The organism is Catellatospora coxensis, assembly GCF_016862635.1.
In the GTDB taxonomy this organism is placed as follows: domain Bacteria; phylum Actinomycetota; class Actinomycetes; order Mycobacteriales; family Micromonosporaceae; genus Catellatospora; species Catellatospora coxensis.
The window spans coordinates 60,082-82,147 of the sequence record NZ_BONI01000008.1 but is presented as its reverse complement, the minus strand read 5'-3'; the positions used below and the strand labels follow the sequence as shown (position 1 = coordinate 82,147).

General features: G+C 72.1%; 21 protein-coding genes. 7 read left to right on the top strand and 14 right to left on the bottom strand.

All coding sequences use genetic code 11. From position 1 onward, the window contains the following. Positions 1-8: 8 nt before the first annotated feature. The 3 genes from ruvB to ruvC all read right to left on the bottom strand — a co-directional run bounded on the left by ruvB (position 9) and on the right by ruvC (position 2,344). Positions 9-1,073, bottom strand: a complete 1,065-nt coding sequence (gene ruvB, locus Cco03nite_RS06810) for a Holliday junction branch migration DNA helicase RuvB (protein ID WP_203689874.1) — start codon at positions 1,071-1,073, stop codon at positions 9-11. A 138-nt stretch (positions 1,074-1,211) separates the two neighbouring features. After that, on the bottom strand, positions 1,212-1,808 hold the full coding sequence (gene ruvA / locus Cco03nite_RS06805; protein ID WP_203689865.1) for a Holliday junction branch migration protein RuvA: 597 nt from the start codon (positions 1,806-1,808) through the stop codon (positions 1,212-1,214). After that, a complete protein-coding gene (ruvC, locus tag Cco03nite_RS06800) occupies positions 1,808-2,344 on the bottom strand; it encodes a crossover junction endodeoxyribonuclease RuvC (protein ID WP_203689863.1) in 537 nt (178 codons plus the stop codon). Before ruvC ends, ruvA begins: the two co-directional genes overlap by 1 nt. A 155-nt stretch (positions 2,345-2,499) precedes the next feature. On the opposite strand from ruvC, the gene Cco03nite_RS06795 reads away from it, so the two are divergent. The 3 genes from Cco03nite_RS06795 to Cco03nite_RS06785 all read left to right on the top strand — a co-directional run bounded on the left by Cco03nite_RS06795 (position 2,500) and on the right by Cco03nite_RS06785 (position 6,073). Further along, positions 2,500-3,273 carry a 3-hydroxybutyrate dehydrogenase gene (locus Cco03nite_RS06795; protein ID WP_203689861.1) on the top strand — a complete coding sequence of 258 codons (774 nt, stop codon included), beginning with the start codon at positions 2,500-2,502 and terminating at the stop codon, positions 3,271-3,273. Between the two features lie 23 nt (positions 3,274-3,296). Continuing rightward, on the top strand, positions 3,297-5,249 hold the full coding sequence (locus Cco03nite_RS06790) for a helix-turn-helix domain-containing protein (protein ID WP_203689859.1): 1,953 nt from the start codon (positions 3,297-3,299) through the stop codon (positions 5,247-5,249). Between the two features lie 71 nt (positions 5,250-5,320). Continuing rightward, on the top strand, positions 5,321-6,073 hold the full coding sequence (locus tag Cco03nite_RS06785) for an alpha/beta fold hydrolase (RefSeq protein ID WP_203689857.1): 753 nt from the start codon (positions 5,321-5,323) through the stop codon (positions 6,071-6,073). Positions 6,074-6,290: 217 nt separating this feature from the next. On the opposite strand, the gene Cco03nite_RS06780 is transcribed toward Cco03nite_RS06785, so the two are convergent. From Cco03nite_RS06780 to Cco03nite_RS06750, 7 genes are all read right to left on the bottom strand, one after another. After that, positions 6,291-6,908: a TetR/AcrR family transcriptional regulator gene (locus Cco03nite_RS06780; protein WP_203689855.1), complete on the bottom strand. Its 618-nt coding sequence runs from the start codon at positions 6,906-6,908 to the stop codon at positions 6,291-6,293. Between the two features lie 13 nt (positions 6,909-6,921). Then, entirely contained in the window at positions 6,922-8,571 is a 1,650-nt protein-coding gene (locus Cco03nite_RS06775; protein WP_239167171.1) for an MFS transporter, read from the bottom strand. A 171-nt stretch (positions 8,572-8,742) separates the two neighbouring features. Next, the gene (locus Cco03nite_RS06770) at positions 8,743-9,789 is read right to left on the bottom strand and encodes a branched-chain amino acid ABC transporter permease (RefSeq protein ID WP_203689853.1); all 1,047 of its coding nucleotides are present in this window, start codon (positions 9,787-9,789) and stop codon (positions 8,743-8,745) included. Positions 9,790-9,856: 67 nt separating this feature from the next. Then, a complete protein-coding gene (locus Cco03nite_RS06765; protein WP_203689852.1) occupies positions 9,857-10,738 on the bottom strand; it encodes a branched-chain amino acid ABC transporter permease in 882 nt (293 codons plus the stop codon). 103 nt (positions 10,739-10,841) lie between these two features. Then, positions 10,842-12,092 carry an ABC transporter substrate-binding protein gene (locus Cco03nite_RS06760; RefSeq protein ID WP_203689845.1) on the bottom strand — a complete coding sequence of 417 codons (1,251 nt, stop codon included), beginning with the start codon at positions 12,090-12,092 and terminating at the stop codon, positions 10,842-10,844. A 30-nt stretch (positions 12,093-12,122) separates the two neighbouring features. Continuing rightward, a complete protein-coding gene (locus tag Cco03nite_RS06755; RefSeq protein WP_203689843.1) occupies positions 12,123-12,815 on the bottom strand; it encodes an ABC transporter ATP-binding protein in 693 nt (230 codons plus the stop codon). After that, the gene (locus Cco03nite_RS06750; protein ID WP_203689841.1) at positions 12,802-13,572 is read right to left on the bottom strand and encodes an ABC transporter ATP-binding protein; all 771 of its coding nucleotides are present in this window, start codon (positions 13,570-13,572) and stop codon (positions 12,802-12,804) included. The genes Cco03nite_RS06755 and Cco03nite_RS06750 overlap by 14 nt, the downstream gene beginning before the upstream one ends. 212 nt (positions 13,573-13,784) lie before the next feature. Here Cco03nite_RS06750 and Cco03nite_RS06745 point away from each other — a divergent pair, with 212 nt between their 5' ends. Continuing rightward, the gene (locus Cco03nite_RS06745; protein ID WP_203689839.1) at positions 13,785-14,561 is read left to right on the top strand and encodes a VOC family protein; all 777 of its coding nucleotides are present in this window, start codon (positions 13,785-13,787) and stop codon (positions 14,559-14,561) included. Between the two features lie 171 nt (positions 14,562-14,732). Here the strand turns inward: Cco03nite_RS06745 and Cco03nite_RS06740 are convergent, their stop codons facing one another. From Cco03nite_RS06740 to Cco03nite_RS06725, 4 genes are all read right to left on the bottom strand, one after another. Beyond that, complete coding sequence (locus Cco03nite_RS06740) at positions 14,733-15,047, bottom strand: 4a-hydroxytetrahydrobiopterin dehydratase (protein ID WP_203689837.1); 315 nt, start codon at positions 15,045-15,047, stop codon at positions 14,733-14,735. A gap of 231 nt (positions 15,048-15,278) precedes the next feature. Beyond that, on the bottom strand, positions 15,279-16,031 hold the full coding sequence (locus Cco03nite_RS06735; protein WP_203689835.1) for a YebC/PmpR family DNA-binding transcriptional regulator: 753 nt from the start codon (positions 16,029-16,031) through the stop codon (positions 15,279-15,281). Positions 16,032-16,074: 43 nt separating this feature from the next. Continuing rightward, the gene (pdxT, locus tag Cco03nite_RS06730; RefSeq protein WP_203689833.1) at positions 16,075-16,704 is read right to left on the bottom strand and encodes a pyridoxal 5'-phosphate synthase glutaminase subunit PdxT; all 630 of its coding nucleotides are present in this window, start codon (positions 16,702-16,704) and stop codon (positions 16,075-16,077) included. 16 nt (positions 16,705-16,720) lie between these two features. After that, positions 16,721-18,109 (bottom strand): trans-sulfuration enzyme family protein, encoded by a 1,389-nt coding sequence (locus tag Cco03nite_RS06725; protein ID WP_203689831.1) that lies wholly within the window; start codon positions 18,107-18,109, stop codon positions 16,721-16,723. A gap of 60 nt (positions 18,110-18,169) precedes the next feature. Here Cco03nite_RS06725 and Cco03nite_RS06720 point away from each other — a divergent pair, with 60 nt between their 5' ends. The 3 genes from Cco03nite_RS06720 to Cco03nite_RS06710 all read left to right on the top strand — a co-directional run bounded on the left by Cco03nite_RS06720 (position 18,170) and on the right by Cco03nite_RS06710 (position 22,048). Further along, positions 18,170-18,640 carry an Lrp/AsnC family transcriptional regulator gene (locus tag Cco03nite_RS06720; RefSeq protein ID WP_239167169.1) on the top strand — a complete coding sequence of 157 codons (471 nt, stop codon included), beginning with the start codon at positions 18,170-18,172 and terminating at the stop codon, positions 18,638-18,640. 256 nt (positions 18,641-18,896) lie between these two features. Then, positions 18,897-20,162: a glycosyltransferase gene (locus Cco03nite_RS06715; protein ID WP_239167168.1), complete on the top strand. Its 1,266-nt coding sequence runs from the start codon at positions 18,897-18,899 to the stop codon at positions 20,160-20,162. Next, a complete protein-coding gene (locus Cco03nite_RS06710; RefSeq protein ID WP_203689819.1) occupies positions 20,159-22,048 on the top strand; it encodes a glycosyltransferase family 39 protein in 1,890 nt (629 codons plus the stop codon). Before Cco03nite_RS06715 ends, Cco03nite_RS06710 begins: the two co-directional genes overlap by 4 nt. The last annotated feature ends 18 nt before the right edge of the window (positions 22,049-22,066 follow it).

Sequence of the window (22,066 nt, the reverse complement as noted above, 5' to 3'; positions counted from 1 at the left end):
AGGTCCGCTTACGTGTCCGGCTGGCCGTCGACGGTGAACAGGTCGGGTGCCGTGGTGGCACCAGCACCAAAAGTACCATTTGGTGGTTTTTTGCCGAGATGCCGCCACGCGGCAGCCGTCGCCACCCGGCCCCGGGGCGTACGCGCCAGCAGGCCCGCCCGCACCAGGAACGGCTCCACGACCTCCTCGACGGTGTCCGGCTGCTCCCCCACCGCCACAGCCAGCGTGGACAGGCCCACCGGTCCCCCGCCGAACAGCTCGACCAGCGACACCAGCACCGCCTTGTCGAGCCGGTCCAGCCCGAGATCGTCGACGTCGTACACCTTCAGCGCGGCGCGCGCCGAGGACACGTTGACCACCCCGTCCGAGCGCAGCTCGGCGTAGTCGCGGACGCGGCGCAGCAGGCGGTTGGCGATACGCGGAGTGCCCCGGGACCGGCCGGCGATCTCCGCGATGCCCTCCTTCGTCGCCGCCACCCCGAGGATGCGCGCCGAACGCTGCAGCAGCGCCGCCAGCTCCGGGGCGCTGTAGAACTCCAGATGCCCGACGAACCCGAACCGGTCGCGCATCGGGCCGGTCAGCAGGCCCGCCCGCGTCGTCGCGCCGACCAGGGTGAACGGCTCCACGTCCAGCGGGATCGCGGTCGCGCCGGGACCCTTGCCGACCATCACGTCGACCCGGAAGTCCTCCATCGCGCTGTACAGCAGCTCCTCGGCCGGCTTCGCGATGCGGTGGATCTCGTCGATGAACAGCACGTCGCCCTGCTGCAGGCTGGTCAGCACCGCGGCCAGGTCGCCCGAGCGCTCGATGGCCGGACCCGAGGTCATCCGCAGCGCCCCGCCCAGCTCCGCGGCGACGATCATCGCCAGGGTGGTCTTGCCCAGCCCCGGCGAGCCCGAGAACAGGATGTGGTCGGGCGGCGAGCCGCGCCGCAGCGCGCTGTGCAGCAGCACCTCCAGCTGCTCGCGCACCCGCTCCTGGGCGACGAACTCCGCCAGGCGCTTCGGGCGCACCGACGCCTCGGCGTCGCGCTCCTCCGGCGAGGCCAGCGCGCTGACCAGCGAGTCGGTCATCGCTTCTCCTCGCTGCGCTCGTCGTCACGATGAATGGCAAGCTGCCGGATCCGCTCGCGGTGCTCGCTCATCGCTTCTCCTCGCTGCGCTCGTCGTCACGATGAGTGGAAAGCTGCCGGGTTCGCTCTAGGTGCTCGCTCATCGCGTCTTGCCCAGCAGCCGGATCGCCTGCTTGAGCAGCACGGGCACGGGCGGGGTCGGGCCGTCGATGGTCTCGGCCACGGCGGTGACCGCCTGGTCGGCCTGGGCCTGGCTCCAGCCGAGCCCGACCAGGCCCTGGCGCACCTGCTCGGTCCACGCCTGCGGGCGGCCGCCCTGGGCCGGCACCGCGGCCACCGGGCCGACCTTGTCGCGCAGCTCCAGGACCATGCGCTCGGCGCCCTTCTTGCCGATGCCCGGCACCTGGGTCAGCGTCGAGACGTCCCCGTGCGACAGCGCCGCGCGCAGCACGTCCGGGGTGTGCACGGACAGCGCGGCCTGGGCCAGCTTCGGGCCCACCCCGCTGGCCGTCAGCAGCAGCTCGAACAGCTGCTTCTCGTCGTCGTCGGCGAAGCCGAACAGGGTCAGCGAGTCCTCGCGCACGATCAGCGTCGCCGACAGCCGGGCCTGCTGCCCGACCCGCAGCGCCGCCAGCGTGCCCGGCGCGCAGAGCAGCCGCAGGCCGACCCCGCCGACCTCGACCACGGCCGCGTCCGCGCCGATCGAGGCGATGGTCCCCGCCACACTCGCGATCATCACTGCCTGCCTTTCGCCGCACGGATGGCCTCGCCCAGCCGGTCGCGCGTGCCACCGCGCCAGATGTGGCAGATGGCCAGCGCCAGCGCGTCGGCCGCGTCCGCCGGCCGGGGCGGCGCGTCCAGCCGCAGCAGCCGGGTGACCATCGTGGTGACCTGCTTCTTGTCGGCCTGACCGGAGCCGGTCACGGCGGCCTTCACCTCGGACGGAGTGTAGGTGCGCACCGGCAGCCCGGCGCGCGCGGCCGCCAGCACCGCGACCGCGGCCGCCTGCGCGGTGCCCATCACCGTGCGCACGTTGTGCTGGCTGAACACCCGCTCCACGGCGACGCTCTCCGGCTGGTGCTTGGCGATCAGGTCGGCCAGGTTGCGGTCCAGGTGCAGCAGCCGGTCGGCCAGGTCGGCGTCGGGATCGGAGCCGATGACGGTGTAGTCCACCATCACGCAGGGCCGGCCGGGCACGCCCTCCACCACACCGACGCCGCACCGGGTGAGCCCCGGATCGACGCCGAGCACCCGCCGCTGCCGTTGCTGCACCCGCCGCTCCGTCCACTTCGCCGTACGTGTGTACGACACCCTAGCGGACACCACCGTCAACGCGACCGAGCCACGTCCCGCCACATCCGTTCCCGGCACACTGTGTGGCCCGGACCCATGTGCCCGCTCCCACGGTGCTCGTAGTTTGACGAGCCATGACGACCGCGACGCCGCCACTGGTACGACTCGACCTCACCGGCCGCACCGCACTGGTGACCGGCGCCGGCAGCGGCATCGGCCGGGCCTGCGCGGCCCGGATGGCGCAGGCCGGGGCCAAGGTGCTCGTGGTCGACCGGGACGCCACCTCCGCCCGGCTGGTGGCCGACGAGATCGGCGGCACCGCGGTGGTCGCCGACCTGGCCGCGCCGGACGCGCTCGACGACCTCGACCCGGCCGTCGACGTCATCGTCAACAACGCCGGCCTGCAGCACGTCGCGCCGCTGCAGGACTTCGCCCCCGACCGCTTCACATACCTGCACCAGGTCATGCTGGTCGCCCCGTTCCGGCTGGTCCGCCGGGCGCTGCCGCACATGTACGCGCAGGGCTGGGGCCGGATCGTGAACATCTCCTCGGTGCACGGGCTGCGCGCGTCGGCGTTCAAGTCGGCGTACGTGTCGGCCAAGCACGGCCTGGAGGGCCTGTCGAAGGTCATCGCCGTCGAGGCCGCCCCGTTCGGCGTCACCGCGAACTGCATCAACCCCGCGTACGTGCGCACCCCGCTGGTCGAGGGGCAGATCGCCGACCAGGCCCGCTCGCACGGCATCGACGAGACCGAGGTCATCGAGCGGATCATGCTCGCCAAGGCGGCGATCAAGCGCCTGATCGAGCCCGCCGAGGTCGCCGAGCTGGCCGCGTACCTGTGCACCGACGCCGCCTCGTTCATCACCGGCACGTCCATCGCCATGGACGGCGGCTGGACAGCCCAGTGATCGGCGGGGTAGGAATGCGAGCCATGGGCGAAGCTGGCGGTGCAGGCTCCTCGACCGTCCGGTTCCTCGAACTGCTCGAGCGCGAGGCGGCCCCGGTCGAGTTCGAGGGGCCGCTGGTCCAGGCGCGCTCGCGGGGCGCCGGGCCGGACGAGATCGCCGAGCTGGAGGAGGCCAAGCTCGCCGCGCTGCGGGTGCGGGCGCTGCTGGAGCGCCGCCGCCGCCGCGAGGCGGAGCTGTCCGGCCTGTACGACACCGCCGGCGACCTGGCCGGCCTGCGCGACCTCGACGCGGTGCTGCACGCGATCGTGCACCGGGCCCGCAACCTGCTCGGCACCGACATCGCCTACCTGACCATGAGCGACGACGCCGCGGGCGACGTGTACATGCGGGTCACCGACGGCTCGGTCTCGGCGAAGTTCCAGCGGCTGCGGCTGCCGCTGGGCGCGGGCCTGGGCGGCCTGGTCGCGCAGACCGGCACCCCCTACGCCACCGCGAACTACCCCGAGGACCGCCGCTTCCACCACACCGGCGAGATCGACGCGGGCGTGGGCGAGGAGGGCCTCGTCGCCATCCTGGGCGTGCCGCTGCGGCTGGGCTCGCGCGTCATCGGCGTGCTGTACGCCGCGAACCGCTCCGAGCGCCCGTTCGCCCGCGAGGAGGTGTCGCTGCTGGTGTCGCTGGCCGCGCACGCCGCCGTCGCCATCGACACCGCCCGGCTGCTCGGCGAGACCCAGGCCGCGCTGAGCGAGCTGTCCGCGGCGCATACCAAGATCTCCGCGCACAGCGCGTCCGTGGAGCGCGCCGCGGCCGCGCACGACCGCATGACGGCGCTGGTGCTGCGCGGCGGCGGGGTCGAGGAGGTCGCCGCCGCCGTCACCGATGTGCTCGGCGGGCGGCTCATGGTACTCGACGCCGACGGCCGCACCCTGGCCGTGGTCGGCACGGACGCCACCGCGGTGCTGCTGCCCGACGCCTCGATCCTCGCCGAGGCGCTGGCGACCTCCCGCGCGGACGGCCGGGCTGTACGCCGGGGCGGGCTGTGGTTCGCCGCGGTGGTCGCCGGGGCGGAGAACCTCGGCGCGCTGGTCTGGCGTCCCCCGAATGACACCGGCCACGCCGACCAGCAGATCCTGGAACGCGCCGCGCTGGTCACCGCGCTGCTGCTGCTGTTCCGGCGCACCGTCGCCGAGGCCGAGGGCCGGGTACGCGGCGAGCTGCTCGACGACCTCATCGCCCGCCCCGTACGCGACCCGGAGTCGCTGCGCGCCCGCGCCCGCCGGCTGAACGTGGACCTCGACCGCCCGCACGTGCTGGTCTGCGTCGACGACGCCGCAGCGACCTCCGGCCCGGCCCGGCAGCGGGCCGTGTCGTGGGCGCACACCTTCGCCGGCACCCACGCCGGGCTCGCCGCCACCCGCGACGGCCGGGTGGTGCTGATGGTGCCCGGCACCGACGCGGGCGCGCTGGCCCGCTCGATCGCCCGGGAACTGGGCCGGGTGGTGGGCCGCCCGGTCACCGCGGGCGCGGCCGGACCCGCGACCGATCCGGCGGGACTGGCCGCGGCCTTCAAGGAGGCCGACCACTGCGCCACCGCGCTGACCGCGCTGGGCCGCACCGGCGACGGCGCGTCGACGGCCGAGCTCGGCTTCGTCGGGCTGCTGCTGGGCGCGGTACGCGAGGGCGGCGACCCGGACGTGGCCCGCTTCCTGCGCGACACCATCGGCTCGGTCGTCGACTACGACATGCGCCGCGGCACCGCGCTGGTCAAGACGATGGAGTGCTACTTCGGCACCGGCGGCAGCCTGGCCCGCGCCGCCGAGCAGCTGCACGTGCACGTCAACACGGTCACCCAGCGGCTGGACCGGGTGGCCCAGCTGCTCGGCGCCGACTGGCAGCGCCCGGACCGGGCGCTGGAGGTGCAGCTGGCGCTGCGCCTGCACCGGCTCGGCACCGGCGGCGAACAACTTTCCGGCTGAGCCCCACCCACGCCCGATCCTCGGCGGTAGTGACAGACGACAGCACCTCGTCCGTCCACCGAGGAGTACCGATGCGAAGACTGGCCCTGCTCGCCGCCGCCGCTGCCGTCGCCCTGGCCGGATGCTCGGGCGGTGATCCGGCGCCCGCGCCGAGCCCGACCGGCCTGAACGCCGGGGCGGCCTGCGAGCTGCCGCCCGGGGCACGGCAGACCCGGTTCGGCGAGCACGGCGCGGATCTCGGCGGGGTCCTCCTCGGCAGCGGCAGGACGGGCATCGTGCTGGCCCACCAGAACGGCGGGGACGTCTGCCAGTGGGCGCCGTACGCGAGCGAGCTGGCCGCGCAGGGATACCGGGTGCTGGCGTTCGACTTCGGCGGGTTCGGGGTGTCCACGGCCGGCGACGCCGACAACCCGCAGCAGGTCACGGCGGCCGCAGCCGCCCTGCGTGCCGACGGCGCGACCGGGATCGTGCTGATCGGGGCCTCGATGGGCGGCACCGCCGTGCTGGCCGCCGCGCCCGCGGTCTCCCCCGCGCCACTGGCCGTGGCGGCGCTGTCGGCCCCGTCGGTGTTCGGCGCGAACGCCCTGGAAGCCGCGCCGAAGCTGACCATGCCGGTGTTCTACGCCGCGGGCGAGTTCGAGAGCAGCTTCGCCGACAGCGCCCGCGAGCTGCACGGCCTGACCCCGGCGACGACCACCAAGGAGCTGCTGATCGTGCCGACCGACTGGCACGGGGTCTACCTGGTGACCCCGGGCGGCCCGGCCGCGACGGAGACCGTGCGGGCGAAGCTCGCCGCGTTCCTCAAGGCGCACGCGCCGGCCTGACGGCGGCGCGGCCCGGCGAACGGGGGTTCGGCGTCGTTGCGGATCAGGGTGCCGCAACGCCGCCGAGGGGACGCCTGGGCCGCGCCGCGACCACCTCGCGGTCAGGCGCGACCACCTCGCGGTTAGGAACGGCACCTTCACATCGCCATGTGTTGTAGAAGGTGCCGTTCCTTCGCGAAAGACGTGTCGTCGTCTGGGGTTCCGCCGGGCGGGGGCCTCAGGCGGCGACGCCTCGCAGGACGACGTCGACGATCTGTTCGGTCAGGTCGTCGACGTCGTCGAGGCGGGGGTTCCAGCGCACCATGCGGTGCAGCAGCAGCGGGCTGATCAGCATCGACACGGTGACCTCGACGTCCAGGTCGGCGCGCAGCTCGCCGGTGGCGACACCGCGGCGCAGGACGTCGCGCATCACCTCACGGCGCGGCTCGGTGATCGCCTCCTGCCAGATCCGGTACGCCTCCGGGCTGCGCGAGACCTCCGGCATCAGGCAGGGCATCACGCGCACAGCCCGCTGATCTTTCTGCCCCACCACGCTGAGCAGGCGGATCAGGTCGGCGCGCACCGAGTCGCCCACCGGCTGGGTCGGCGGGCCCTTGAGCTTGACCAGCGTCTCCAGCAGCAACTCGTCCTTGCCCGCCCAGCGCCGGTAGATGGTGGCCTTGCCCACCCCGGCACGGGCCGCGATCGCCTCCATGCTCAGCGCCTCGACGGTGGTGCCCTCCTCGATCAGGTCGAGGACGGCCTCCAGGATCGCCTCATGCGCGCGGGAGCTGCGCGGACGCCCCTGCGTCCGCGCAGCTCCCGGCACCGCCGGCAGTTCAGCGAGCTCAGTCATGGTGAACGGAACCTTACCCGACCGCGGACAACCGGGACGGCCGCTGGACGTCGCCCTCGTCACCGCCGGCGGCGGGAACCGCGCGGTTCACCGGGATGTCGGCCCGGGTCGGCGCGCCGCCCGGGGCCTGCGCCCCGCCGGGACCGGCCGGGCCGGCCAGCTGCTTCGGCATCCACCGCAGCACCACCCCGACCGCGATCAGCGCCACCAGCGTGGAGCCGAGCGCCGCCCAGTGCATGGCGTGCACGAAGGCGTCGTTGGCGGCGCTCACCAGCGGGCCGCTGGCCGGGCCGAGGTTGGCGGCCACGCCGTACGCCCCGGCGATCGACTCGTTCGCGACGTCGCGGATCGGGCCCGGCAGCGCCGCCGTCGCGGTCTCGATCTCGCCCCGGTAGACCCCGGCCACGACCGAGCCGAGCACGGCCACGCCCATGGCCACGGCGACCTGCCGGACCGTGTTCGACACCGCGGAACCGACGCCGGCCTTCTCCCGCGGCAGCACCGACATGATCGTGTTGGTGGCGGGCGGCATCACGTTGGCCATGCCGGCGCCCATGAAGAAGAAGTTCACCACGACGATCCAGATCGGGGTGTCCACCTGCAGCGTGGCCAGCACCGCGAAGGTGATCCCGGCGAGCAGGATGCCCGCGGCCGACACGGTGCGCACGCCGAAGCGCTTGACCAGGTTCGTGCTCAGCGGCGCGAACACCATCTGCCCGACCGCGAACGGCACCAGCAGCGCGCCGCTCTGCATCGGCGAGTAGTCCCGCACCAGCTGCAGGTAGAAGCCGACGAAGAAGAACGAGCCCATCGAGGCGAAGAACAGCAGGCCGATGCTGGCCACCGAGGCCGAGAAGCGGGCGTCGCGGAACAGCTTCACGTCCAGCGAGGGATGCGTGGTGCGCGACTCCCACCAGACGAACGCCGCCAGCACCAGCGCGCCGCCGACCAGCGAGGCCCACACCTCGGGCCGGCCGAAGCCGTGCTCGCCGCCGTCGACGATGCCGTACACCAGCGCGACCAGGCCGACCACGGACAGCACCACGCCGACCAGGTCGATGCGGCCCGGCTGCGGGTCACGCGACTCGGGCACCAGCAGCGCGACCGCGACCAGGCCGAACAGGATGATCGGCACATTGATCATGAAGACGGAGCCCCACCAGAAGTGCTCCAGCAGAAAGCCGCCCAGCAGCGGGCCGATCGCCACCGCGAGACCGACCGAGCCGGCCCAGATGCCGATGGCCTTGCCGCGCTCGCGCGGGTCGAAGACGTTCGAGATGATCGAGAGCGTCACCGGCATGATCGCCGCGCCGCCGACGCCCATGAAGGCACGGGCCGCGATGAGCTGGCCCGGGTCCTGCGCGTACGCCGAGAGCACCGAGGCGATGCCGAACAGCACCAGGCCGATCAGCAGGAAGCGCTTGCGCCCCCAGCGGTCGCCGAGCACGCCGAAGCTGAACAGCAGGCCGGCGAAGACCAGGGTGTACGAGTTGATGGCCCACTCCAGCTGGCTCTGGGTCGCGCCCAGGCCGTGGACGGGGTCGGCGAGCGTACGCATCGCCACGTTGAGCACGGTGTTGTCGAGCACGACCACGAGCAGGCTGATCACCAGCACGCCGAGAATCGCCCAGCGCCTCGGGTGCCCGGTGTTCGCAGAGTCCACGTGTTTCCATCCCCCAGGATTCCGATACGGTTCCGTTCCGTATCGGAAGTGACGCTACGCCCGCCCCCACAAATACGAAACCGTCCCGTATCGAAAGTGACCCACCCCACTCCCGGGAATACCCCCGACCCCCGGCCACCCCCTGCCGCAACTCGATGAGTGGAGGGCGGGTCAGGGGCGGCGGCGGAGCCAGTGGGCGAGGGTGCCCCAGAGGCCGCGGCGGAAGATGAGGACGGTGAGGGCGAAGATGGCGCCGGTGACGAGGCCGATCTGCTCGAAGCCGGCGAAGGAGAGCCAGTCCTCCAGGCGGGTCACCGCGGCCGAGCCGACCACCGGGCCCCACAGGGTGCCGATGCCGCCGAGGACGACGATGATCACGGCCTTGCCCGAGGTGGTCCAGTGCAGCACGTCCAGCGAGACGAAGCGGTGGCCGATCGCGAACAGGCCGCCGCCGAGCCCGGCGGTGAACGCCGACAGCAGGAACGCGGCCAGCTTGTACCGGTGCACCGGGTAACCGAGCGCGCGGGCGCGGGCCGGGTTGTCCCGGATCGCCACCAGCACCCGGCCGAACGGCGAGTGCACCGTACGCCAGACCAGCCACAACCCGCCCGCCACGATCGGCAGGGCCGCGTAGTAGAAGTAGAACTCGTCGCTCAGGTCCAGCCCGAACAGCTCGCGCGGCACCCGCTGCAGGCCGTTCTCGCCCTGGGTGACCGAGCGCCACTGGTTGGCGATGTAGTACACCATCTGCGCGAACGCGAGGGTGACCATCGCGAAGTAGATGCCGACCCGCTTGACCGCGAGGTAGCCGACCGGCACCGCCAGCACCGTCGAGGCCAGCGCGCCGAGCAGCACCGCCAGCGGGAACGGCAGGCCCCAGTGGATCGCGGCCAGGCCGGTGGCGTAGGCCGCGGTGCCCCAGAAGGCCGCGTGCCCGAAGGACATCAGGCCGGTGTACCCGAGCAGCAGGTCCACCGCCACCGCGAACAGCGCCCAGCAGGCGATGTCCACGGCCACGGTCGGGTAGAGGTTGACCGGCAGCACCAGCGCGACGAGCACGGCCGCCCCGGTCAGCGTCCAGCGCAGCCATGGCGGCACGATCGTTCCACCGGTCGGGGCGGCCGGGGCTGTGGCGCGGGCTTCCGCCCGTACCCCCGCGGTGTGGTCGGCGACCGCGACGGACCCGGCGGCGGCCTTGTCCTGCTCCAGCTCGCTCATGCCTTCTCCTCGCTCCGCTCGTCGGCGGCATGAGTACCAAGCCCGCTGATTCGCTCGCTCCGCTCGCTCATGCCGGGGCCTCCTCTCGTCCGAACAGGCCGGCCGGGCGCCACAGCAGCACGCCGGCCATCACCAGGAAGACCAGGACCTGCGACAGCAGCGCCCAGTCCTCGCCGAGGGCCTGCACCCAGGCCTGCACCAGGCCGATCGCGAACCCGGCGGCGACCGAACCGAAGATCGAGCCCAGGCCGCCGATCACCACCACCGCGAAGACCACGATGATCAGATCCGCGCCCATCAGCGGGTTCACCGCGCGGATCGGCGCGGCGAGCACCCCGGCCAGCCCGGCCAGGCCGATGCCGAACCCGAACACCGGCGTCACCCACCGGCCGACGTCGATGCCGAGCGCGGTGCTCAGCTCGGGGCGCTCGGTGGCGGCGCGCACCACCATGCCGACCCGGGTCCGGCTGAGCAGCCACCACACGCCGACACACACCGCCACCGCCATGACCAGCACGAACACGCGGTACGCCGGGAAGTCGAACGCGCCGAGGTCGAGCGTGCCGGACAGGATCGCGGGCGCGTCGTACGGGCTGGACTGCACGCCGTACCGGGACTTCACCGCGTCCTGCAGGATCAGCGTCAGGCCGAACGTGAGCAGGAAGTTGTAGAGCGGGTCGAGCCGGGCCAGCCGGGCGACCAGCAGCCGTTCCAGCGCCATGCCGAACAGGGCCAGCGCGATCGGCATCACCAGCAGGGCCCACCAGAACGACAGGCCGACCTCGGTGAGCAGGACGTACGCCCCGAACGCGCCGAGCATGTAGATCGCGCCGTGGGCGAAGTTGACGACGCGGAGCATGCCGAAGATGACCGCGAGACCGAGCGCCAGCAGCGCGAGGAATGCACCGCCGACCAGTCCGTTGAAGGTGTGTTGCAGGAAATTCACCATGAGGCGCGGGCCTTCCGGGTAAAAGGGCACCTTCTACAACGCAAAGCGATGTGCCGAGCTGCTGCTCGTCTCGCTGACGCGTGCCGACGATGCCCTTCCTTCGTCAGAGTTTGCAGTCGGGGCTGGGGGTGCGGAAGGCGTCGGCGGCGGGGACGGTGCGCAGGATCTTGACGTAGTCCCATTCCTCGGTGACCTCGGCGGGGGTCTTGACCTGGGCGAGGTAGGCGTCGTGCACGACGCGGTGGTCCTCGGCGCGGATCTTGCCGTTGCGCAGGAAGACGTCCTCGACGGTCTTGCCCTCCAGCTGCTTCACCACTGCGTCGGAGCCGTCGGTGCCGGCGGCCTGCACGGCCTCCAGGTACTGCAGCGCGGCCGAGTAGTTGGCGGCGTGGGCGAAGGTCGGGCGAACCCCGGCGGCGGTCTTGAAGCGGTCGGCGAAAGCCCGGTTGGTCAGGTCGTGGTTCCAGTACCAGGCGTCGGTGTAGGTGGTGCCGGCGAGCGCGGCCGGGGTCAGCGAGTGGATGTCGGTGAGGAACATCAGGCCGACGGCCAGGCCCACGCCCTTGTCCCGCAGCTTGAACTCGTTGTACTGCTTGACCAGCGCGACCAGCTCCGCGCCGGCCTGCATGGTGCCGAGCACGTCCGGCTTCGGGTTCAGCGTCGGGGCCTTGAGCAGGTATGTCGAGAAGTCACCGCTGGTGTTCGGGAACGGGGCGGCGTCCCGGCCCACGATCTTCCCGCCCGCCGCTTCCACGGCCGCGGAGAAGCTCTTCTCCATGTCCTGGCCGAACGCGTAGTCCGGGTACACGATGTACCAGTTCTTCTTGCCTTCCTCGGTGGTGTTGCGGCCGGTGCCGTTGGCCAGCATGTACGTGTCGTACGCGTAGTGGAACGTGTACTTGTTGCAGGACTTGCCGGTCAGGTCGGTGGTCGCGGCGGAGATGTTGAAGTAGAGCTTCTTCTTCTCCTTGGCCACGTCGGCGACCTTCAGCGCGGCCGAGGAGGTCGGCACGTCCAGGATCACGTCGACGGCCTTGCGGTCGTAGAGCTCAGCCGCCTTGGCGTTGGCGACGTCCGGCTTGTTCTGGTGGTCGGCGGTCTCCACGCCGAACTCCTTGACCACGGCCTTGTCGCCGTACTTCTCCTTGTAGTCGGCGATGGCCAGCTCGACGGCCTTGATCGAGTTCTTGCCGGACAGCTGCGAGTACGCGCCCGACTGGTCGTTGAGCACGCCGAACACGACCTTGCCGTCGGACAGCCCGCCGCCGGCGGCATCCGACTTCGGGCCGCCCCCGCCGCAGGCCGAGGCCAGCAGCGCGGTGGAACACAACATCACAAACGCTTTGGTACGCATGACATCTCCCTGGGGTGTGGGTGGTGCCTTTCAGATGCCGAGGTAAGCCAGCAGGTCCTTCTCGCGCGCGGCGACCTCGGAGTTCTCCAGCGACTCCACGACGCGCCCCTCGGCCAGCAGGTGATGGCGGTCGGCGACGGTCGTGGCGAAGTGCAGGTTCTGCTCCACCAGCAGCACGGCCACCCCGTGCTGCTTGGCCTGCCGCAGGATGTCGCCGACCTGCGCGACCAGCAGCGGGCTCAGGCCCTCGGTGGGCTCGTCGCACAGCAGCAGCCGCGCGCCCATGCGCAGCACCCGGGCCAGCGCGAGCATCTGCTGCTCACCGCCGGACAGCGTGGTCGACGGGGCGTTGCGGCGGGCGTGCAGGTGCGGGAAGGCGTCGTACACCTGCTCCAGCGACCAGGGCGACGGCCCGACCACGGGCGGCAGCGACAGCGTCTCGGCGACGGTCAGCGTCGCGTAGCAGCCACGGTCGTCGGGCACCCAGCCCAGCCCGGCCCGCGCCCGCCGGTGCGCGGGCTGCCCGGACAGCGTGCGACCGGCCAGCTCGACGGTGCCGCGCTGGCCGGGGTGCAGGCCCATCACGCAGCGCAGCAGCGTGGTCTTGCCCGCGCCGTTGCGCCCGCACAGGGTGACCACCTCGCCCGCGGCGATCTCCAGGCTCACCCCGCGCAGCACCTGCGCCTCGCCGTACCAGGCCGACAGATCGTCAATGCGCAGCACGGACCGCTCCCTCACCGAGATAGGCGGTGATCACGCGGTCGTCCGCGCGCACCTCGTCGTACGGGCCCTCCACCAGCACTTTTCCGGCCTGCAGCACGGTCACCCGGTCGGCCAGCGCGCCGACCACGGACATGTTGTGCTCCACCATGACCACGGTCCGTCCGGTGCGGATCGCGGCGATCAGGGCGACGGTGCGGTCGACGTCCTCCAGGCCCATGCCGGCGGTCGGCTCGTCCAGCAGCAGCACCGACGGGTCCAGGGCCAGGGCCAGCGCCAGTTCCAGGGCCCGCTTGCGGCCGTACGCGAGCGCGTCGGCCGTGGTGCCGGCCAGGTCGGCCAGCCCGACCATGTCCAGCAGCTCCATGGCCCGCGGGGTGTAGCGGCGCATCAGCTTCGCCGACCGCCAGAACTTCCAGCCCAGCGAAGATCCGCTCTGCAGCGCCAGTTCGACGTGCTCCAACGCCGTGAGCTGCCCGAACAGGCTGGTGATCTGGAACGAGCGGGCCACGCCGCGGCCGGCGAAACCCTCCGGCGCCAGGCCGGTGACGTCCACGCCCGCCACCTCGATACGCCCCGCCGTCTGCGGCAGGAAGCCGGTGAGCAGGTTGAACAGTGTGGTCTTGCCGGCCCCGTTGGGCCCCACCAGCGCATGCACGCTGCCCGCCGCCACGGCGAGGTCGACGCCGTCGACAGCGCGGAAGCCGCGGAACTCCTTGGTCAGCCCGATGGCGCGCAACGCCGGGGGATCTGGGCTCATCTGCTGCTCCTTGGGATGCTTCGTGCCACGTGACCAGCGTCACTGCGAATGCCCGGGAAACGTATGACTCACGAGGCGGCAACAGCCATGTAACCCGCCCACACAATCGACACGTCGACGATGTGCGATTCGCGCGGTTCCGCTCCCCTCGTCTGCCACCATCGGATGAAGCGGACAAACCGGTCCGTGTCACGAAACAGAGGGGTATCGGCATGGCCAACGCACCCGGCGTTCCCACCTGGGTCGACCTGAGCACCACAGATCTGAAGAGCGCGACCGAGTTCTACACCCAACTGTTCGGCTGGGACGCCGAGGTCACCCCGGAACCCGAGGCAGGCGGCTACACGACATACCTGATCGACGGCAGGCAGGTCGCCGGCGCGGGCCCCATCCAGGGCGAGAGCCAGCCACCGATGTGGACGACGTACATCGAGACCACCGACGCGGCGGCCACCGCCGCCAAGGTCGTCGAATTCGGCGGCAGCGTCCTGCTGGAGCCGTTCGACGTGCTCGGATACGGCCAGATGGCGGTCTTCCTGGACCAGGCCGGGGCGATGTTCGCGGTCTGGCAGCCCGGCACCCACGGCGGTGGCGAGATCTTCCGCAGGCCCGGCACGCTGGCCTGGAACGAGCTGACCACCCGCGACCCCGAGGGTTCGAAGATCTTCTACGGCAGCGTGTTCGGCTGGAAGCCCCAGGACATGCCCCTGGGCCCGGTCATCTACACCGAGTTCCAGCTCGACGGGGCCCGCATCGCCGGCATGATGCCGATGGAGGGCGACGAGTGGCCGGAGGACCTGCCCCCGCACTGGATGGTGTACTTCCACGTCGCCGACTGCGACGCCGCCGCCGCCCGCGCCCAGGAACTCGGCGGCACCGTCTCCATCCCGCCGACCGACATCCCACCCGGCCGCTTCGCCGTCCTGTCCGACCCCCAGGGCGCCTTCTTCTCCATCATCACCGTCACCCCCGACCGCCTGACCGACTGAACCCGCGCGAACAAAGGAAGGGCACCTTCTTAACGCTCCGCGTTAAAGAAGGTGCCCTTCCTAACATCGCAAGCCCGCGACCTGCGCAGACGCGCGCCGCCCACCGAGCCCGGACCGCGAGCCGGGCCGAGCCGGGCACGGTGGCCGCAGGGCTGCGGGCCGCCGGACTCGTCAGTGGTTGGCGGGCTGGTCGGCGGTGGCGCGGGCGACGATGTCGTCGATCATGCGGGCCAGGCGCAGGTCCAGGTCGGTGAGGCCGCCGGCCGCGTGGGTGCAGCACGTGAAGGTGAGATGGCGGTAGCGGATGTCCATGTCCGGATGGTGATCCATGCTCTCCGCCGCCTCCCCCACCTGGGCCACCACGGCCAGCGCGGCGGGGAAGCTGGGCAGCTTCACGGTGCGGGTGATGCCGTGCACGTCGCCGGTCCAGCCGCGCAGGGCGGACAGGCCCTGCTCCAGCTCCCCGGGGTTGAGGACTTCGACCATAGAGACCATGATGCCCAGAATTCGCCCTCCGTCACCCGAATAGCGGAAAGAAGACCGACTTCCTCGGCCAAGGTCGCCCGACTTGCCAGGCACCTCGGGGAATCGGGCTTCAAGATACGCACGGGTGCCAGGCAAGTCGGACGATCTTGACGGGCCCCGGGCCGGGCCGGTCAGGGTGGGGACGCCGCAGGGCCCCGTCCGGGAGCGGACGGGGCCCTGCGGCGTGGTGTATCAGGCTTCGATCTTCTCGATGATGTCGTCGGAGATGTCGAAGTTCGCGAAGACGTCCTGGACGTCGTCGCAGTCGTCGAGCACGTCGATCAGCTTGAGCACCTTGCGGGCGCCCTCCTCGTCCAGCGCCACCTGCACGCTGGGCACGAAGGTCGACTCGGCCGACTCGTACTCGATGCCCGCGGCCTGCAGGGCGTTGCGGACCGAGAGCAGGTCTCCCGCCTCGCTGATGACCTCGAACGACTCGCCCAGGTCGTTGCACTCCTCGGCGCCGGCGTCGAGCACCGCGCCGAGCACGTCGTCCTCGGTCAGGCCGTTCTTGGGCACGATGACCTGGCCCTTGCGGGAGAACATGTACGACACCGAGCCGGCGTCGGCCAGGTTGCCGCCGTTGCGGGTGAGCGCGGTGCGCACCTCGGTCGCGGCGCGGTTGCGGTTGTCGGTCAGGCACTCGATCAGGATCGCCACGCCGTTGGGGCCGTAGCCCTCGTACATGATGGTCTGCCAGTCGGCGCCGCCGGCCTCCAGGCCGGAGCCCCGCTTGAGCGCCCGGTCGATGTTGTCGTTGGGGACCGAGTTCTTCTTGGCCTTCTGGACCGCGTCGAACAGGGTCGGGTTACCCGCCGGATCCGCGCCGCCGGTGCGCGCCGCCACCTCGATGTTCTTGATGAGGCGGGCGAACAGCTTGCCCCGCTTGGCGTCGATCGCCGCCTTCTTGTGCTTGGTCGTCGCCCACTTTGAGTGGCCGGACATCAGATCCTCCGTCAGCGCGCTGGTGAAGCTTCCTGGCCCGGGTTCAGGAGGCCTGGTCACGCACCATGTCGACGAAGAGCTGGTGCACCCGCAGATCCCCGGTGAGCTCCGGGTGGAACGAGGTGGCCAGCAGGTTGCCCTGCCGGACCGCGACCATCCTACCGGTGGCGGGGCCTGCGGTGACCCGGCCCAGCACCTCGACATCCGCGGTGACCGACTCGACCCACGGCGCGCGGATGAAGATCGCGTGCACCGGCTCGCCCTCGACGCCCGCGATGTCGACCGGGGCCTCGAACGAGTCGACCTGGCGGCCGAACGCGTTGCGGCGCACCGTCATGCCGATGCCGCCGAACGTCTTCTGGTCCGGCCGCCCGTCGAGCACCTCGTCGGCGAGCATGATCATGCCGGCGCACGAGCCGTACGCCGGCATGCCTTCGGCGAGTCGCTTGCGCACGGGCTCGTACACCTCGAACGCGAGCGCCAGCTTGCTCATGGTGGTGGACTCGCCGCCCGGGATGACCAGGGCGTCGATCTCGGCGACCTCCTCGGGGCGGCGCACCGGCCGGCCGATCACGTCGCACTCGGCCAGCGCGGCCAGGTGCTCGCGCACGTCACCCTGCAGGGCGAGCACACCGATGACGAGGTCTGGCACGGGTCCTCCCAAGAAGATCATCCACTGTAGGTCGAGTCTATGCCGGTACGGGCGCGCTCCCGTTCACGGCCTGCGCCGATGTGGCGGACACCGCCTCGGCGAACGCCTCCGGCTCCGGCACCGCGATGACCGGCGCGGCGAGCACGGCCGCGTGCGGGTCCGCAGCCACCGCGACGGCTGCAGGCTCCGCCGGGACGGTCGGCTCCGCCGGGACGGCCGCGGTGGCGGCGTGGGCGTCGACCGCGACCGTGGCCCGGGTCCCGGCGGCACGCAGGGCCTGGTCCAGGTCGGCCCACAGGTCCTCGGGGTCCTCCAGGCCGACGGACATGCGCAGCAGGTTCGGGGTGATGCCGCCGGTCTCCTTGCCCTCGGCGTCGACCAGGCGGTGGGTGAGCAGGGCGGGGTGCTCGATCAGCGAGTCGACGGAGCCGAGGCTGACCGCCGGGGTGATCAGGCGCAGCGCGGCGACCACCGCGGCCGCGTCACCCGTGGTCTCGAACGCGATCATCGCGCCGGGGCCGCGCATCTGCCGGCCGATCAGGCCGCGCGGGTCGTTGCCGGGCAGTCCCGGGTAGTGGACCTTGCTGATGCCCTTGTGCACGGCCAGCCGGACGGCCAGCGTCGCGGCGGTGGCCTGCGCGGCGCGTACCCGCAGCGGCAGGGTGGCCAGGCCGCGGTGCAGCAGGTAGCCGGCGAGCGGGTGCAGCACCGCGCCGGTGAGGATGCGCACCTGGCGCAGCGCGCCGGCTCGCTGCTCGGCGCAGGCGACGACGCCGCCGAGCACGTCGCCGTGCCCGCCGAGGTACTTCGTGCCGGAGTGCACCACGTACGCCGCGCCCAGCCGGGCCGGGTTCTGCAGCACCGGGGTGGCGAACGTGTTGTCGACCAGCACCGGCACGTCCCCGGCCTGGATGACGACGGTGGCGATGTCGACCAGGTTCAGTGTCGGGTTGCCCGGGGTCTCGACCACGACGAGGCCGGTGTCGGGGCGGATCGCACGGGCGACCTCGTCCTGCTCGACCCAGGTCACGGACAGGCCGAGCAGCCCGATGGAGAGCAGGTGGTCGGTGCCGCCGTAGAGCGGGCGTACGGCGACCACGTGCCGGCGCTCGGTCATCAGGCAGGCGGCCTGCAGCACGGCGGTGATCGCGGCCATGCCGGAGGCGAACGAGACGGCGGCCTCGGTGCCCTCCAGCTCGGCGAGCGCCTGCTCGAAGCGGGCCGTGGTCGGGTTGTAGAGCCGCTGGTAGACCGGGGTCGCGGCGGTGGCCGCGCCGTCGGCGAACGCGCCCAGGGCCGCGCCGGCGGCGACCTGGTCGTGCATCGGGTACGTGGTGGAGAAGTCCAGCGGGAGCGCGTGCACACCGAGCTCGGCCAGGTCGGCACGGCCCGCGTGCACGGCACGGGTGTCGACGGAGTAGGTCATGGGCGTGATCTTCGGGCCTTCTTCGGCCCTGGTAAACAGGGTCCGAATACTCTTCGGGGTATGACCGGAAACACCGTGCTTGATGCGATCGACGCGGCGATCCTGCGCGAGTTGCAGAACGATGCGCGGATCTCGAACAAGGATCTGGCGGCGCGCGTCAATGTCGCCGCCTCGACCTGCCTGGAGCGGGTACGCGCGCTGCAACGCCGCGGGGTGCTGGCCGGCTTCCACGCCGACGCCGATCCGGCCGCGCTGGGCCGCCCGCTGCAGGCCTACATCGCGGTACGGGTCCGCCCGCACAACCGTGACGTGGTCGAGCCGTTCATCCGCTTCGTGCTGGACCTGCCCGAGACGCTGGCACTGAGCCACATCGCGGGCGCGGACGACTTCCTGGTGCACGTCGCCGTACGCGACGCCGCCCACCTGCAGCGGCTGCTGCTGGACGGCTTCACCTCCCGCCGCGAGGTGGCCCACCTGGAGACCCAACTGATCTTCAGCCACATCCGGAAGTGGGACATCAGCCCCTTGTGACGAGGTGCTCCACGGGGCGGCCGACAACCGGAGGAGTACAGCCGTGTCACGCCGCGACGGCCGTTGACACGGCACGTCCGACAGCGTGCTCTCACCAGGTTTTTTCCGCGTAGCCATTCGCTCGCGGCACCGGTTACCCAAGGCATACGACCGGCGGACACGGAATCCTCACGTGGCATCCACGTGCCTCTCATGTCCGTTTTATACAGATAAGGGAACGTATGCCCCTGTTGCTCAACAGCCGGACGGGCGGGTCATGGCTGCCGTCACGATGACCGCCGTCTCCCTCGCCCTGTTCGCCTTCGCCGTGGTCACGCTCTGGTGGACCATGCACGCCTGGCGCACCCCGGAGACCCTCGCCGCCACCAGGTTCGCCGCGCCCGACGGCGCGCACACCCTCTCCTTCTCGCTGCTCGTCCCGGCCCGCCACGAGGAGGAGGTGCTCGCGCACACCGTGCGCCGGCTGCTCGAATCGAGCCACCCGCACTACGAGGTGATCCTCGTGACCGGCCACGACGACGAGGGCACCACCGCGGTCGCCCGGCAGCTCGCCGACCAGACCCCGGACCGCGTGCGCGTGGTCGTCGACACCAACGAGGTGAAGAGCAAGCCCAAGGCGCTCAACAGCGCGCTCCCGCACTGCCGCGGCGACGTCGTCGGGGTGTTCGACGCCGAGGACCAGGTCCACCCGGCCCTGCTCACCCACGTCGACCACGCCTTCCGGCGCAGCGGCGCGACCGTGGTGCAGGGCGGCGTCCAGCTGATCAACTTCCATTCCAGCTGGTACAGCCTGCACAACTGCCTGGAGTACTTCTTCTGGTTCCGCAGCCGCCTGCACCTGCACGCCCGCCGGGGATTCATCCCGCTCGGCGGCAACACCGTCTTCGTCCGGACCGACGTGCTGCGCCGCGCCGGCGGCTGGGACGGCGCCTGCCTCGCCGAGGACTGCGACCTGGGCGTACGGCTGTCCAGCAGCGGCGAGCGGGTCGTGGTCGCGTACGACTCGGCGATCGTCACCCGCGAGGAGACCCCGGATTCCGTGTCCGGTCTGCTCAAGCAGCGCACCCGGTGGAACCAGGGCTTCCTGCAGGTGCTGCGCAAGGGCGACTGGCGCGGGCTGCCGACGTTCTGGTCGCGCATGCTCGCCCGGTACACCCTGACCGGCCCGTTCGTGCAGGCGTTCTCGGCGATCGCGGTGCCGATCGGCCTCTACGTGGCGCTGTTCGCGCAGGTGCCGGTCGCGGTCGCGATGCTCACCTTCCTGCCCGCGCTGCCGACGGTGGCGACCCTGGCCTTCCAGGTGGCCGGGCTGCGCGACTTCGGCCTGCAGTTCGGGTTGCGGGTGCGCCCGGTGCACTACGCGCAGCTGGTGCTGGGCACCTTCCCGTACATGCTGATCCTGTCGGTGGCCGCGGTCCGCGCCATCTGGCGGGAGTGGACCGGGCGCACCAACTGGGAGCTGACCCGGCACGTCGGCGCGCACCTGACCGACACCCCGGCCACGGACGGGGGCGCCTCATGACCACCTCGTCACGCCGCCGCTCCCGCTCCCGCTCCGTCCCGAAACCGGCCGACCCGCCCCGGGACATCACCATCGACTTCCGCACGGCCGCCCCGCCCGAGCCCACCACCTCCACGGACGAGCCGATCCCCGACGCGACCGCGGCCGACGAGACGGCACCGGCCGCCGAGCCCGACGCCGCTGCGGCCGAGGCGCCGGTCGAGCAGGCGGACGCGGTCGAGGCCGACGCTGAAACCGAGGCCGAGGCTGAGACCGAGGCCGGGAACGAAGTCGACGCCGAGACCGACGAGCAGGTCGAGGTCGCGGTGGAGGCGGTCGAGGTCGAGGTCGAGCAGGCAGTGCGGCCTGAGCCGGTGCTCGGCCGGCTGCTGCGGCGGCTGCGGTCGCCCGGCAGCCTGCTCGTCACCGGCGTGACCGCGATCGTGCTGTTCGTGCACGCCTGGAACATCACCGGGTTCCCGGCCGCCAGTGACGACGAGGGGACCTACCTCGCCCAGGCCTGGGCGGTGCAGCAGGGGCTGGGGCTGGGCCACTACACCTACTGGTACGACCATCCGCCGCTGGCCTGGATCCAGCTCGCCGCCCTGTCCTGGCTGCCCGCGGCGCTGTCCGACGGGCTCGCGGTGCCCACCGGGCGGTACGCGATGCTCGCCGTCACCGCCGCCATCCTGCTGCTCACCTACCTGCTCGGCCGCCGCCTCGGGCTGCCCCGCTGGGCGGCGGCGGTCGCCGTGCTCTGCTACGGGCTCTCGCCGCTGGCGGTGACCACCCAGCGGCAGATCTACCTGGACAGCTTCGCGGTGGCGTGGCTGCTCGGCGCGCTCGTGCTGGCGCTGTCGCCCCGGCGGCACCTGTGGCACCACGTCGCGGCGGGCGCGGCGGCGGCGGTGGCCGCGCTGTGCAAGGAGACCATGATCGTGGCGCTGCCCGCGGTGGTGCTGGCGCTGTGGCAGGGCACCGCCCGCAACGGGGTGCGGGCCTTCTCCTTCGCCGGGTTCGGCAGCGGGCTGCTGCTGGTAGGCGGCTTCTACCCGCTGTTCGCGATGCTCAACGGCGAGCTGCTGCCGGGGCCGGGCCACGTGTCGCTGCTCGGGGCGTGGCAGTTCCAGCTGCACCACCGCACCGGCTCGGGCAGCGTGTTCAGCGCGGGCAGCGCGGCCAACACGGTGGTGGGCTCGTGGCTGTACTACGACGCGGTGCTGCTGGCCGGCGGCGTGCTGGCCGCGGCGGTGGGGCTGGCGGTCCGGCGCCTGCGGGTGCCCGCGGTCGCGGTGGCGCTGCTGGCGGTGGTGGCGCTGCGTCCGGGCGGTTACCTGCCGACGATGTACGTGATCCAGGCGCTGCCCTTCCTCGCGCTGTGCCTGGCCGGGGTGCTGGCGCTGGCGGTCCGGCACGCCCTCACCGGCCCGCCGGGCGAGCCGGCGCCGGGCTGGCGGCGGACGGTGCTGCTCGGGCTGGCCGTGCTCGCGGTCGCCGTGGTCGGGATCCGCTGGGCCGGGGGCACCCAGCGGGCGCTGACCGCCCAGGACAACACGCCGTACGAGGCGGCCGCGGCGTGGCTGCGCGACGAGCTGCCCGACCGGGCCGGGACCCGGGTGGTGGTCGACGACGTGCTCTGGCTCGACCTGGTCCGCGACGGCTTCCCGCGCGACAACGTGCTGTGGTTCTACAAGGTCGACCTGGACGCCAAGGTCGCCGCCGGGCTGCCCCGGGGCTGGCGCGACGTCGACTACGTGGTCTCCACCCCGGCGATGCGCGGCGACCGGGCCCCGCTGCCGACCGTTGACGCGCTGCTGGAGCACACCCGCGTGGTGGCGACCTTCGGCGCGGGGCCTGATCGGATCGAGATCCGCCGGGTGCCCGACTCCGCCGGCGACCGGCGCTGACCGCATGACACACCGATC

What these genes read in the sequence shown, in the direction of transcription:
- ruvB (WP_203689874.1), bottom strand. Translation starts at nt 1,073, where the DNA reads ATGACCGACTCGCTGGTCAGCGCGCTGGCCTCGCCGGAGGAGCGCGAC.
- ruvA (WP_203689865.1), bottom strand. Translation starts at nt 1,808, where the DNA reads ATGATCGCGAGTGTGGCGGGGACCATCGCCTCGATCGGCGCGGACGCG.
- Cco03nite_RS06795 (WP_203689861.1), top strand. Translation starts at nt 2,500, where the DNA reads ATGACGACCGCGACGCCGCCACTGGTACGACTCGACCTCACCGGCCGC.
- Cco03nite_RS06790 (WP_203689859.1), top strand. Translation starts at nt 3,297, where the DNA reads ATGGGCGAAGCTGGCGGTGCAGGCTCCTCGACCGTCCGGTTCCTCGAA.
- Cco03nite_RS06785 (WP_203689857.1), top strand. Translation starts at nt 5,321, where the DNA reads ATGCGAAGACTGGCCCTGCTCGCCGCCGCCGCTGCCGTCGCCCTGGCC.
- Cco03nite_RS06780 (WP_203689855.1), bottom strand. Translation starts at nt 6,908, where the DNA reads ATGACTGAGCTCGCTGAACTGCCGGCGGTGCCGGGAGCTGCGCGGACG.
- Cco03nite_RS06770 (WP_203689853.1), bottom strand. Translation starts at nt 9,789, where the DNA reads ATGAGCGAGCTGGAGCAGGACAAGGCCGCCGCCGGGTCCGTCGCGGTC.
- Cco03nite_RS06765 (WP_203689852.1), bottom strand. Translation starts at nt 10,738, where the DNA reads ATGGTGAATTTCCTGCAACACACCTTCAACGGACTGGTCGGCGGTGCA.
- Cco03nite_RS06760 (WP_203689845.1), bottom strand. Translation starts at nt 12,092, where the DNA reads ATGCGTACCAAAGCGTTTGTGATGTTGTGTTCCACCGCGCTGCTGGCC.
- Cco03nite_RS06750 (WP_203689841.1), bottom strand. Translation starts at nt 13,572, where the DNA reads ATGAGCCCAGATCCCCCGGCGTTGCGCGCCATCGGGCTGACCAAGGAG.
- Cco03nite_RS06745 (WP_203689839.1), top strand. Translation starts at nt 13,785, where the DNA reads ATGGCCAACGCACCCGGCGTTCCCACCTGGGTCGACCTGAGCACCACA.
- Cco03nite_RS06740 (WP_203689837.1), bottom strand. Translation starts at nt 15,047, where the DNA reads ATGGTCGAAGTCCTCAACCCCGGGGAGCTGGAGCAGGGCCTGTCCGCC.
- Cco03nite_RS06735 (WP_203689835.1), bottom strand. Translation starts at nt 16,031, where the DNA reads ATGTCCGGCCACTCAAAGTGGGCGACGACCAAGCACAAGAAGGCGGCG.
- pdxT (WP_203689833.1), bottom strand. Translation starts at nt 16,704, where the DNA reads ATGATCTTCTTGGGAGGACCCGTGCCAGACCTCGTCATCGGTGTGCTC.
- Cco03nite_RS06725 (WP_203689831.1), bottom strand. Translation starts at nt 18,109, where the DNA reads ATGACCTACTCCGTCGACACCCGTGCCGTGCACGCGGGCCGTGCCGAC.
- Cco03nite_RS06720 (WP_239167169.1), top strand. Translation starts at nt 18,170, where the DNA reads ATGACCGGAAACACCGTGCTTGATGCGATCGACGCGGCGATCCTGCGC.
- Cco03nite_RS06715 (WP_239167168.1), top strand. Translation starts at nt 18,897, where the DNA reads ATGGCTGCCGTCACGATGACCGCCGTCTCCCTCGCCCTGTTCGCCTTC.
- Cco03nite_RS06710 (WP_203689819.1), top strand. Translation starts at nt 20,159, where the DNA reads ATGACCACCTCGTCACGCCGCCGCTCCCGCTCCCGCTCCGTCCCGAAA.